Raw genomic sequence first — 12,239 nt, forward strand, 5'->3', positions numbered from 1 at the left:
TAGCGGTTTACGCGTTTGTAGGTATGAGGATGTAGGCCGTTGTAACCGCCGCAACGATAAACAAAAGGCAGACAACGGACCAGGCAATCGCATGTTTGTCATTCATCTTAGGTGACCCCCTAATTGTAATGAGGTGCGGATATCCGGCAGCAGCATTTTCGTACACTAAGAATATAAATTTAATCTTAAAATCAGATGAAATTGACATTAAAAGCAGCTTAAAGCCTTATGAAGTGAGCGATGTAGTGGAAATGAGCGCTTAAGTTTGGGATAATAGCAAATATAGTTTCATTGAAGAAAGAGGGATATCATTGTCTGAATTAGAAGCTGTTGTGGAAGTAAATGAGGAACAGATTCGCAAGGAAGAATCGAAACGGATCGTGAAGCAGATCGCGAAGGAGCTTCAATTGTCCGAAAAACAGGTGCGCACGACCGTTGAACTTCTGGATGAGGGCAATACCATACCGTTTATTGCGCGTTACCGTAAAGAAATGACAGGCGAACTGGATGAGAACCAATTACGTGATATTGAAGAGCGGACTGGCTATCTGCGCAATTTGGAGATCCGTAAGCGGGAAGTCATCCGCATCATAGAGGAGCAAGGCAAGCTGACCGAAGATCTGAAGGCATCGATTACGGCTGCCGTTAAGCTGCAGGAGGTAGAAGATCTCTACCGTCCGTATAAGCAAAAGCGTAAAACCCGGGCAAGCGTAGCCAAGGAAAAAGGGCTTGAGCCGCTGTCGGAGTGGATATGGTCGCAGCCGAAGCAGGCTGATGTGATGGTCGAGGCAGCCAAGTATGTGGATGAGGAGAAGGGTGTGGCTTCGGCAGAAGAGGCTGTGCAAGGCGCGATGGATATACTGGCTGAAAACATTGCCGATGACGCAACTATTCGTTCCTGGGTTCGCAGATACAGCCTGGACCACGGCATATTGACCTCAGAGGCGAAGGATACCGAAGTGGAATCCGTATACGAGAACTATTACGATTACCGGGAATTGGCGAAGAAAATGCCGCCGCACCGGATTTTGGCCATTAACCGGGGAGAGCGCGAGAATATTCTGAAGGTAGGGCTGGATGTTCCTTCCGAATCCATTCACGCGTACATCGGCAAGCAGGTGCTTAAAGGTCCATCAGCCGTCACGGACATTCTTACGGCGGTCATCGAGGATTCATACAAGCGCCTTATTGCTCCATCGATTGAACGGGAAGTCCGTGGAGAGCTGACGGAAAAAGGGGAGAACCAGGCGATCTCCATCTTTGCCGGGAACCTGCGCAGCCTGCTGCTGCAGCCGCCGGTGAAGGGACGCTGTGTGCTGGGTGTTGACCCGGCTTACCGTACCGGTTGTAAGCTTGCGGTGGTCGATGATACGGGCAAGCTGCTTGAGGTGGCCGTAACCTATCCGACGCCGCCGGCCAACAAGAAGCAGGAGGCCGCGGCGAAGTTTAAGGAGCTGATTGCCAAATACGGCATCAAGCTGATTGTCATTGGAAACGGTACGGCATCCCGTGAAACGGAACAGTTCGTCGCCGAAGAAGTCATTGCGGAACTTGCTGACCCTGAGCTGGCCTACCTCATCGTCAATGAAGCGGGAGCAAGCGTATACTCGGCCTCGAAGCTGGCGCAGGAAGAATTCCCGGACCTGGATGTCGCCGAGCGCAGCGCGGCCTCGATTGCCCGCCGTGTGCAGGACCCGCTGGCCGAGCTGGTGAAGATTGATCCGAAATCGATCGGCGTGGGCCAATATCAGCATGACGTAACCCAGAAGCATCTGGAGGAGAGCCTGAAGGCCGTCGTGGAGTCTGCGGTTAACCATGTCGGGGTGGATGTGAATACGGCTTCGCCGTCACTACTATCCTATGTGGCCGGCATCAATGCAACGATTGCCAAAAATATCGTGAAATACCGGGAAGAGAATGGGAAGTTTGTCAGCCGGAAGCAGCTGCAGAAGGTTCCGCGTCTCGGTGCCAAGACCTATGAGCAGTGCGTGGGCTTTATGCGGATTTCGGAAGGCGAGAACATATTGGATCGTACCCCGATTCACCCGGAATCCTATGCGGTGGTTGACCGTTTGTTCAAAGAGCTTCAGGTAAGTCTGGACAAGCTTGGAAGCAAGGAACTCGCTGAACTGCTGGATGCCCAGCAGCCGGAGAACCTTGCCGTGAAGCTGGAGGTTGGCGTGCCGACGCTGCGCGATATACTGGACAGCTTACAGCGCCCGGGACGCGATCCGCGGGAGGAATTGCCGCTGCCGATTTTCCGTCAGGACGTACTGAAGATCGAGGATCTCATGCCGGGAATGGAGCTGCAGGGAACGGTACGCAATGTCATCGATTTTGGCGCCTTTGTGGATATCGGCATCAAGAGCGACGGACTGGTGCATATTTCCCAGCTGAGCGATGGATTTGTCAAACACCCGATGGATGTTGTCTCTGTGGGGGATAACGTTACCGTGTGGGTGCTGAATGTAGATTTGAAGAAAGGCCGCGTCGGATTGACGATGCGCAAGCCGAAAGATCAGTCATAGGAACTGCTGTGTAAAATAGAAAAAGAGCCGTAACTCCTTGAACTGTACGCCAATTGCTAGAGATGACCTAACATTTGGAGGTGCAGTTCCTTTGGGGAGAACGGCTCTTTTTTTGTATAATTCTTGATCTGGAGTAAGAGCTAACGGGGCATGTCCTGGCGGTTGGCTTAGCCATGGCTCAGCTTTAGCAGCAGTACTTTTTTATCGTATCTTTCGAGACACCAGTGATATTTTGCTGAAATTTTGGGTTCGACTGCGGGAGCATTTACATCGACTTCATGAAAACCAAACTTCTTATAGAAATGCTGCAGCTCCTCAAACGGAATGCAGTAAACCGTCTTTAAACCTAGTCTCTTTGATTCTTCCACCAGAAACGAGACGACTTCGTGCGCGAGGGACTGGCCTCTAAACTTGTCCAAAATATAAATACCGCCGAGCTCTGTCTCGTGTTCATTAAGTCTAACCAATCGACCGACTCCTGCGTAGTCGTCTTGCGACATGACGATAGCAATGATTTCATTGTCCAGTGAACTTGGCTGAAAGCCGATGTGCTCGTAATGTTGATTGACCCAAGGCAATTCTGCTTGAGTCACCCTTTTGATGCTCATGATTACTCACCTCAGTTTCTTTAAAATGGATGTGGAGGTATACTGCGCGCAGCATAAGCATTCGGCTTAGTCCTCGCTGTTCGAAGATTGCTGCTTTTTCTTCGCCCGGAATCGTCTGACTTTCATCAGATTGCCGCACATTTTATCGTCGCAGTACCGTTTGGAACGGTTACGCGTGTCGTCGTAATATACCCAGAGGCAATCGGGATTCGTGCAGATGCGGAACCGGGATAACTCGCCTTGCTGGGTGGCTTGCGCAAAGGAGCCGGCAATCTCGGCAGCCGCTGCTTGCAGGCCAGGATTTTGGATGATATAGGACAGCGCCAAATTTTGTTCCTCATCGATCTCCAGATGACGAATAACGGGTCCAGCAGCCATCCAGCGGTTTAATTGCTCTATCTCCATGGGAGAGGGTGACTCCCCCGCGACGATGTGTTGAACACACGTTAACAGGAAGGAACGAAGCTCCCTCAACTGCCCCAGCTCATCCGGGGTCAGGGGCAGGCTGACTTGAAGCTGATATTGGTTCATGAAATCGGTGAGCCAATCCTCTCGGGCAAGCCTGTCCTCGGATCGGCCGCTGCCTCTCCAGTCATGCCATTCACTGTTTATAAAATCATCCCATAACATGAAACTCATCCTTTCTCATCTCATATTGTAACAAGTAAATATTAATGTTGCTAGTTACTTGTAATGGAATCCGAAGTGTGTTAATTTTTATGTAACATGCTATTTAATTTATGCTGGTTACAAATTTAATGCGGAGGCGATGTTTATGAACATGAAGGAACTGCTGCTCCAAAACTGGGATTATGCGATGGGGCAGGAGGATTGGTATCCGCCGATTCTTCCTGCCCTGAAGGATGTAACAGTTGAGCAGGCTTTGTGGAAACCGGAAGGGCAGGCGGCAAATTCCATTTGGGAGAACGTGCAGCATTTGCTGTATTACAAGCAGCGTCTGCTCGCGAGATTGGAAGGAACGCCCCTTCCTAATGAAGGAATCGGCAATGACGAGACGTTTCTCATTCATGACACTGGTGAGGGGGCATGGAATACAGCTCGAGAGCAGCTTCAGGATGTTCATGCCGCTTTACGACAGAAGATGGAAGAGATGACGGAGGCGGACATCATCGAATCGCCGCAGCGAATACTTAGCTTAATCATGCATGATGCGTATCATACGGGACAAATTGTTTTTCTCCGGAAGCTTCAGGGCTCCTGGCCAGCTAAACGCAGCGATCTATAAGGATAAGAGTCGTCCATTCAGCCATCATAATAAATGCAAAAATAAGCCGGACAGGGCGTCCGGCTTATTGTCATACCTATGGATCGGTTGCAGTGCACTAACGGGCATTCGAGTTTTCTTCGCCCGGGGAATTCCGGTAAAAGTACCAGCATTCGTTCAACAGCTTGATCTGACGTCTGTCCTTTTTGCGAAAAGCGCGTGTCAATTGATTGCAGAGCCATTGCGGCAAGGGTATCTCCTCCTCTTGCTAATTCCATCTGTATGGATAGCATATGGGGAAAAAGCCCAAAGCGTGCAGGTCTACCTCGATTATAACGCTTCTTCCTCGTACCATTGCTCAAGCTGCGCTTGGAGAGCACGAATTTCGGTAAGCAATGAGATGAGCGGATATTCCGTTTCCTTAAGGGAAGCAAAGGCCTGCTCAAGCTCATTTATGTATTCCAGACCACCTTGAATGCTCAGCGATTCCTGAAGCAGATCCAGATTGTCGCATTCGGCTACAGCAAGAGGCAGCTGAGGTTTGCCTGCGGCGGTGAGTTTATCGATTTCCTTATTGAGACGTAAATTTAGAGCACTGAGCTGGTAAGCATAGTCACTGGGCATTTCGACAAATAACAGCTCGTCCTGTCCTTTTAAAATAACGTAGCGCATGTTCGGCATGATTGCAGGTTCTCCCTCCATACTTTCTACTTGACAGTGTAGCCCAGAGAGAAGTTAAAATTCAAGTAGCATTTATAAGGCAAAAGGAAGGATCAGACATGGTGACGATCAACGAGATGAGTAACGAAGAACTGCAGGAATGGGTTGAGAAAATCTCGCTGGAAAGCTTCCGGGTTCCGTTCAGGCATCGGGCTACGTTTAACCGGCGATTGTCTTCAACAGGCGGCCGTTATTTCATGAAAAGCCATAACATCGAGATCAATCCGCATCAGCTTGCTACGAACGGTAAGGAAGAGGTGGAGAAGATCATCAAGCATGAGCTGTGCCACTATCATCTGCATATCGCGGGCAGGGGATACCGGCATCGGGACGCTGATTTCAAAAACCTGCTGCAAGCCGTTGGAGGGAGCCGTTTCTGCAAATCCTTGCCGAAGGGCAAGGCCGCGGGCCGGCGTCAACCGGAACCATACCGATATAAACTACGCTGCAGCGTCTGCGGAACCGAATATCTGCGTAAACGGAAAATGAATCCCGCCCGGTATCGGTGCGGAAAGTGCAGCGGACGCCTTACACTCCTGAAGCTTGACTCCCCTATAAAGTCATGATAAATTATTTATATCCAACTTAATGTTCCCTGATAGCTCAGTTGGTAGAGCACTCGACTGTTAATCGAGTTGTCACAGGTTCGAGTCCTGTTCGGGGAGCCATATGGAGAGATACCCAAGTGGCTATAAGGGGACCCTCTGCTAAGGGGTTAGACTGCGTAAGCGGTGCGAGGGTTCGAATCCCTCTCTCTCCGTTGAGCGTTACATCGAAGAAAGCTCCCATCACCAAGTGATCGGGAGCTTTTTTGCATAGGGATGAGAACCCTGGATAGGGTTCGTCGGAGCCTAAGCAACGTTAGGAATACTTCGCAGTCTCGACCGAAGGGAGAGTATCTAATGAAACAGATAATTGCAATGGGTGGCGGCGGTTTTTCGATGGAACCGGATAATCTGCTGCTTGATCGCTATGTTTTGGCACAAGTACCGAAAGAATTGCCTGAAGTGTGTTTTGTTCCGACGGCAAGCGGAGATGCGGATGGTTATGTTGAGCGTTTCTATCATGCTTTCCGGACACTCCCGTGCACTCCCAGTCATCTGTCGCTGTTTCAGCCGAACTTTGCTGATCTTCGGTCTTTTGTACTCGAGAAGGATATCATCTATGTTGGCGGGGGCAATACCCGGAATATGCTGGTCTTGTGGAAGGAATGGGGCTTGGATCAGATACTCAAAGAGGCGTATGAACAGGGTGTCATCTTAACAGGGTTAAGCGCTGGTTCCATTTGTTGGTTTGAGCATGGGGTGACGGACCCGTTGAACGCCCCCTTGTACAAGCTTGAGGGTTTGGGTATATTACAAGGCAGTCATTGCCCGCATTATGATGGTGAGAGCAAAAGAAGACCTGCCTATCATAAACTCGTACTTCAAGGTGAAACACAAGCAGGATATGCTGCTGATGATGGGGTTGCATTACATTTTATGGACGGACGGTTGTATCGAATCGTAAGCTCAAGGGAAAATGCACATGCATACCATGTGGAGCGTGAAGGAAATAGCGTTCAAGAAGTGGAGCTAACACCGGATTTTTTAGGCTGATTTATTGGCCGAAAAAGCTCCGAAAATAAATTTTAAAAATCACGAAAAAAAAGCTTGCCAGCATTTTTGAAATTATGCTATACTCAATCTTGTCGTCACGGCGACGTGGTTAAAGTGGCCCGTTGGTCAAGGGGTTAAGACACCTCCCTTTCACGGAGGTAACAGGGGTTCGAATCCCCTACGGGTCACCACTTTCTATATAACCTCGGGATGAGAACCCCGTCGGTTCGTCGGAGCTTAATCAGCGTTAGGATAGGCTTCGCAGTCTCGAACGAAGAGAGAGTATCCCCTACGGGTCACCACTTTCTATATAACCTCGGGATGAGAACCCCGTCGGTTCGTCGGAGCATAATCATCGTTAGGATAAGCTTCGCAGTCTCGAACGAAGAGAGAGTATCCCCTACGGGTCACCACTTTCTATATAACTTTCTTATATGGCAGCAGCACGATTGTCATCGAGAGCCATTAGCTCAGTTGGTAGAGCACCTGACTTTTAATCAGGGTGTCGAAGGTTCGAGCCCTTCATGGCTCACCATTTTTTACAAAGCAACGAAACGATGTACTCCTTATATTATGCGGTAGTGGTGGAATGGCAGACACGCTATCTTGAGGGGGTAGTGGGTGTATACCCGTGGAGGTTCGAGTCCTCTCTACCGCATACGAACATGAAGAAAAAGCTCCGCACCTTGTGCGGGGCTTTTTTTGCGCTTAAGATCTCAAATGTATAAACTTCGAAGCATGGCCTACCTGATATGCAAGAAAATAACATCTAACGAGTTCTGTCTTCTTATGAATGTACGTCGATAGTTTTTTTCTTATATCAAGGTTTACATAGGACTCATCACGGTGTTGATCGATTTTCATTGCACATTTATGCACAACAAGTGTTTCATCTCTGGTCAGGAGTTTAATATCATAACGTGGACGAGCAACAACTTCAAATTACCTATAAGGAGTGATTCAGAATGGCTAATAACAACAATGGAAAGATGAGCCGTGAAGAAGCAGGACGTTTAGGTGGAGAAGCAACTGCGAACAACCATGACAAAGAGTTCTACCAAGAAATCGGACGGAAGGGCGGCGAAGCAACTTCCCGTTCCCATGACAAAGAGTTTTATCAGGACATCGGTAAAAAGGGAGGAGACTCCACGTCAAACTCCCATGATAAGGAATTTTATCAGGAAATCGGCCAGAAGGGCGGGGAAGCGACTTCCGATTCCCATGGCAGGGAATTCTATGAGGACATCGGACGCAAAGGCGGCGAGGCTACCTCGGAATCCCACGGACGTGAGTTCTATCAAGAGATTGGACAGCAGGGCGGCGAAGCCAGAAGCGATAGCGGCAGCAACGGGGACGGCAAGATGAGCCGTGAAGAAGCGGGCCGCAAAGGCGGAGAGGCAAGAGCAAGACAGCGCCAGCGGGGGAACTAATGACAACCAGGCGCATTTGAGAAGAGGCTTTTCTTGGAGGGGACTGAAATTCTCTCATGCGAAGGATCCGCCTTCATACACAATATTTGAAAAGCAGCAGCTACGGCTTCCTGACAGGGAGCACGTGGCTGCTTTCTTTTTGTCTAACATCAGCATGCGACAAGGTGGAAAAGAGAAGATCGTGCTGGACTTTTGGGACGGTGTGTGATAATTATATGATAATGATAACCATTCTCATCTAAGGTTGGGGTCTGTACATATGTTAAACCTGTCGACGAATAGCAGTAGCAAAAAAGATTCGCGTGAATACAGCGGGCTCACGGCCCGTTTATGGAATATGGATATTGTTCATGGGCAAGAGCTCTCCCTGGAGCAGCAGTTGGCAGTGCAGCCAGCCCTGATTATCCCGCTTAGCGGAGAACCCTGTTTACAACAGGCAGAGCAAATCACCCGTATGAATAAGGGATGCGTTTATTGTTGTGCAGCGGGGGCTACTTTCGGAATTACGAGTGCCGATCACAAGAGTTCCGAGGAACACGAGCAGGCTTCGGTCGCGATTCTTCATTATAGTTTCATGGAAGGGATATCAGGCTGCGGTCGATTGCATGAGGTGGATTGCGCCGATTTCATGCCCCATGACGGCATCTTTGTCATCAGCTCTCCGGACCGCTTGAATCTCGTCTGCCGGTCGATGTATAAGGATTTTCACAGCAAGGAGCCCATGAAGCAGTGGAGGGTTCAGCTGGATTTTCAAGAGCTGTTATATACGATGATTGCCGAATGCAGCCCTTACTCCAAGAATGATAAGCGGCAAGCGCTGGAGCGGGTGAAGGAGTATATCGAGGAACATTATGATGAAGATGTAACGATTGAACAATTGGCGAACCTTTCGGAGCTGAGTCCCAAATATTTTGTTGAAGTATATAAGAAGACGTATGGGCACAGCGCGATGGATTATTTGGCGCATGTTCGTTTGAACAAGGCGAAACAGTTGATGCTGGGCTCGGATTTTTTGCTGCGTGAAGTGGCGCACATGGTGGGGTATAAGGATGAATTTTATTTTAGCCGCAAGTTTAAGAAGGCATTCGGGATATCCCCCTCGGTGTATATGAAAACAAGGAAAAATAAACTGGCGATGTACGGCTCAACGGCCCTCCTAGGTTACGCCATGCCGCTGGATTTCACGCCGTATGCGGCTCCGCTTCATCCGAAGTGGTCACAGCATTACTATAACACGCTTGGGCCGGATATCCCCGTTCATCTGGATGCATACCGCCAGAATCATAATAAATATGCGAATCTGGAGAAGCTGGCCTCGGCACGTCCGGAGCTCATCGTTTGTGCACAGGGGGTGGAAGATTGGGAGAAGGAGCAGCTTCGGCTGATTGCCCCCCTCTACGAAATGCCGGAAGAGCAGGGAGGGTGGCAGGTTAATCTGTTAGGGCTCGCTAAATTGCTGAACAAGCTGCCCGAAGCAGAGCAGTGGATCGATACGTTTCATCATAAAATATCGACTTACCGTGGGAAGCTCCCCGCTGAAATGATGGAAGAACGCACGCTTTTGACCGCACGCCTGCATCAGGATGAATTGATGGCTTACAGTCATCCGGGCATGAAGGAACTATTATTTGATTATTTTAATTTTCAGCCGGCTAAGTCTGTGGACTGGGAGGAGGCTGGACGTTTAACGATTGAGCAGATCAAGGAGAGCCGGGCAGACCATATGCTGCTCTTGATCCGTCAGGATTCCGAAACGCTGGCCAATTGGAGAAAACTGCAGGCAACGCCGGAGTGGATGACCATTCCTGCGGTGCGAGACGGAACGTTGCACCAACTATCCTCTTACCCTTGGCGCGAATACTCTCCCATTGCGATGGAGCAGATGGCGGAGGAAGCCTTTCGGTTGTTTTCCGGAAATTGTCCATGAGGAATCCGGTGATTTGTCCATGGTACTAAGAGAGCAAATCCTATACTATGATCAATAATGATAATCATTATCAATTGTTGAGTGATCATAGATCATGGAAGGGGTAATTGGAGAGAGATGAAACGAATGAAATGGGTCTTGGGGTTATTGCTGGTATTTGCGTTGGTACTGTCCGCCTGCGGTGGAGGCAGCGAGGCTAAAGATACAGACGGAGCTAGCGCGAATAATGCAGCAGAGAGCGCGAACACAGCCGGGGAGGAAAACGCTGCGAAAGAAGAAGCGGCTCCAGCATCGTCCGATACTAAAGTTGTGAAATATCTCGATCAGGAATATACGCTTCCGGCCAAGACGGAGCGCATCGTTATCACCGGTGCCGTTGAAGCCATGGAGGATGCCATTGTGCTGGAAGTAAACCCGGTTGGGGCCATTAGCTTCTCGGGTAAATTCCCGCCGATGTTTGAATCGATTACGAAGAACGCCCAGTCGGTTGGCGAGAAAATGGAGCCGAATTTCGAAACGATCCTGTCTTTGAAGCCGGATGTGATTTTGGCATCGTCCAAAGCCAAGCCTGAAGTCATTGAACAGTTAAATAAAATCGCACCCACGATTCCGTACTCCCATATATCGACCAACTGGGAGAGCAACCTGAAATTGCTCGGCGAGTTAAGCGGCAAACAGGAACAAGCGGAACAGGCAATCGCGAAATATAAAGAGAGCTTGGAAGAAGTCAAAGCGACGATTGGAGATAGCCTGAAGGACAAGAAAGTTCTGGCGCTTCGGATTCGTGCGGGCGAGATGTACATCTATCCGGCAGGCGTGTTCTTTAACCCGGTATTGTATGAGGATTTGGGGATTGAAGTACCGGCTGAAGTAGCGGCAGCCAAAGCACAGGAACTGATCTCGAAAGAGAAAATTGCAGAGATGAATCCGGATTATGTATTTGTCCAATTCTCGCCAGATGAGAATAAGGATACGCCGAATGCTTTGGAAGAACTTCAGAATGATCCGATCATGAAGAACTTGAATGCATTCAAGAACGGGACCGCTTTTGTCAACGTGGTGGATCCACTGGCTCAAGGCGGAACCGCGTACAGCAAAATCGAGTTTCTGAAAGCTGCAGTCGAAAGCCTGACAAAGTAACATCCAACATTTCAGTATAAACCTATAAGGCGTGTTGTTCATGAGGTTCAAAAAATCACTGCCGGCTGTCATCCTTGTGATGGCCCCGGCAGTCTGTTTCTTGCTCATAGCGGCCTCCATCCTGTATGGAGCCAAAAATATTACGATGGATACCGTTTGGGATTCCATCTTTGCTTTTGATTCGGAGAGCATCGATCATCAGATTATTGTGAGCTCCCGATTGCCGAGAGTTGTCGGTGCCATGCTTATCGGCGCTTTTCTCGCGGTATCAGGTGCTTTAATGCAAGGAATGACAAGGAACTATTTGGCGTCCCCATCCATCATGGGGGTATCGGATGGTTCGGTCTTCGCGGTGACACTGTTCATGGTATTTATCCCGAACGCTAGCTCCAATATGTATATCGTCAGCTCGTTGATCGGCTCAGCCATCGGAGCGGCCGTGGTGTTCGGCTTGGCATGGCTTATTCCTGGCGGACTCAGCCCGGTTCGACTGGCTATTCTCGGAACCGTAATCGGGACGTTTCTTAGCGGTACCGCAGAGGCATTGGCGGCCTATTTTCAGATATCGCATAATATCAGCTTCTGGTACAATGCCCGGCTGCATGCCATGGACCCGGAACTGATTAAACTGAGCATTCCGTTTGCAATCGTTGGTTTGTGTCTTGCCGTTGTATTATCCAAATCGATCACGCTGCTGTCGCTCGGGGACGAGACGGCCAAGGGGCTTGGTGTGAATACATGGCTGATTAAAGCCCTTGCGATGGTGGCTGTTGTGATTCTGACCGGCGTATCTGTGGCGCTGGCGGGTAAGGTTGCCTTCGTAGGTTTGATTATTCCTCATATTGCCCGCTTTCTGTCCGGCTCGGATTATCGATGGATCGTACCGGTGTCGGGCGTGCTTGGCGGCATGTTTCTTGCATTATGTGATATTCTCGCACGGTTTGTAAATTATCCGTTTGAGACGCCGGTGGGTGTTATAACTTCGTTGATCGGGGTTCCTTTCTTCCTCTATTTGATCAAGACGAGGGGAGGGGCTCAGCGTGCGTAACACCTATTACCGATT

At 49.4% G+C, this 12,239-nt stretch carries 12 protein-coding genes and 5 tRNA genes; 13 read left to right on the top strand and 4 right to left on the bottom strand.

Translation table 11 applies throughout. The annotated features are described in order from the left end of the window. Positions 1–311 precede the first annotated feature (311 nt). Complete coding sequence (locus AK95_RS24650) at positions 312–2,528, top strand: Tex family protein (RefSeq protein WP_071222572.1); 2,217 nt, start codon at positions 312–314, stop codon at positions 2,526–2,528. Between the two features lie 167 nt (positions 2,529–2,695). Here the strand turns inward: AK95_RS24650 and AK95_RS24655 are convergent, their stop codons facing one another. Continuing rightward, the gene (locus AK95_RS24655; RefSeq protein WP_071222573.1) at positions 2,696–3,136 is read right to left on the bottom strand and encodes a GNAT family N-acetyltransferase; all 441 of its coding nucleotides are present in this window, start codon (positions 3,134–3,136) and stop codon (positions 2,696–2,698) included. A gap of 66 nt (positions 3,137–3,202) precedes the next feature. Beyond that, the gene (locus tag AK95_RS24660) at positions 3,203–3,766 is read right to left on the bottom strand and encodes a CGNR zinc finger domain-containing protein (protein WP_071222574.1); all 564 of its coding nucleotides are present in this window, start codon (positions 3,764–3,766) and stop codon (positions 3,203–3,205) included. 145 nt (positions 3,767–3,911) lie between these two features. On the opposite strand from AK95_RS24660, the gene AK95_RS24665 reads away from it, so the two are divergent. Next, positions 3,912–4,382, top strand: coding sequence for a DinB family protein (locus tag AK95_RS24665; RefSeq protein ID WP_071222575.1), 471 nt, complete (start codon positions 3,912–3,914; stop codon positions 4,380–4,382). 97 nt (positions 4,383–4,479) lie between these two features. Here AK95_RS24665 and cmpA read toward each other — a convergent pair whose 3' ends face one another. Continuing rightward, positions 4,480–4,611 (bottom strand): cortex morphogenetic protein CmpA, encoded by a 132-nt coding sequence (cmpA, locus tag AK95_RS33920; protein WP_015737250.1) that lies wholly within the window; start codon positions 4,609–4,611, stop codon positions 4,480–4,482. A gap of 80 nt (positions 4,612–4,691) precedes the next feature. Further along, positions 4,692–5,042 (bottom strand): hydrolase/acyltransferase, encoded by a 351-nt coding sequence (locus AK95_RS24670; protein WP_071222576.1) that lies wholly within the window; start codon positions 5,040–5,042, stop codon positions 4,692–4,694. Between the two features lie 98 nt (positions 5,043–5,140). Between AK95_RS24670 and AK95_RS24675 the strand changes: the two genes are divergently transcribed. The 11 genes from AK95_RS24675 (at position 5,141) to AK95_RS24725 (ending at position 12,224) form a co-directional block, all read left to right on the top strand. Further along, the gene (locus tag AK95_RS24675) at positions 5,141–5,647 is read left to right on the top strand and encodes a SprT family protein (RefSeq protein ID WP_235613223.1); all 507 of its coding nucleotides are present in this window, start codon (positions 5,141–5,143) and stop codon (positions 5,645–5,647) included. A 26-nt stretch (positions 5,648–5,673) separates the two neighbouring features. Continuing rightward, positions 5,674–5,749: transfer RNA gene (locus AK95_RS24680), tRNA-Asn, on the top strand. Between the two features lie 3 nt (positions 5,750–5,752). Continuing rightward, a tRNA-Ser gene (locus AK95_RS24685) sits at positions 5,753–5,841 on the top strand. 142 nt (positions 5,842–5,983) lie between these two features. After that, entirely contained in the window at positions 5,984–6,679 is a 696-nt protein-coding gene (locus AK95_RS24690) for a Type 1 glutamine amidotransferase-like domain-containing protein (protein WP_071222577.1), read from the top strand. Between the two features lie 116 nt (positions 6,680–6,795). Beyond that, positions 6,796–6,870: transfer RNA gene (locus AK95_RS24695), tRNA-Glu, on the top strand. Positions 6,871–7,138: 268 nt separating this feature from the next. After that, a tRNA-Lys gene (locus tag AK95_RS24700) sits at positions 7,139–7,214 on the top strand. Positions 7,215–7,254: 40 nt separating this feature from the next. Continuing rightward, positions 7,255–7,337: transfer RNA gene (locus AK95_RS24705), tRNA-Leu, on the top strand. A 307-nt stretch (positions 7,338–7,644) separates the two neighbouring features. Further along, positions 7,645–8,109, top strand: a complete 465-nt coding sequence (locus tag AK95_RS24710; protein ID WP_071222578.1) for a KGG domain-containing protein — start codon at positions 7,645–7,647, stop codon at positions 8,107–8,109. 259 nt (positions 8,110–8,368) lie between these two features. Then, positions 8,369–10,036, top strand: coding sequence for an AraC family transcriptional regulator (locus AK95_RS24715; RefSeq protein WP_071222579.1), 1,668 nt, complete (start codon positions 8,369–8,371; stop codon positions 10,034–10,036). A 117-nt stretch (positions 10,037–10,153) separates the two neighbouring features. Next, positions 10,154–11,176 (top strand): ABC transporter substrate-binding protein, encoded by a 1,023-nt coding sequence (locus tag AK95_RS24720; protein WP_071222580.1) that lies wholly within the window; start codon positions 10,154–10,156, stop codon positions 11,174–11,176. A gap of 40 nt (positions 11,177–11,216) precedes the next feature. After that, positions 11,217–12,224 carry a FecCD family ABC transporter permease gene (locus tag AK95_RS24725; protein ID WP_071222581.1) on the top strand — a complete coding sequence of 336 codons (1,008 nt, stop codon included), beginning with the start codon at positions 11,217–11,219 and terminating at the stop codon, positions 12,222–12,224. Positions 12,225–12,239 lie beyond the last annotated feature (15 nt).

It is taken from the genome of Paenibacillus sp. LC231, assembly GCF_001860525.1.
GTDB lineage: Bacteria > Bacillota > Bacilli > Paenibacillales > Paenibacillaceae > Paenibacillus_AQ.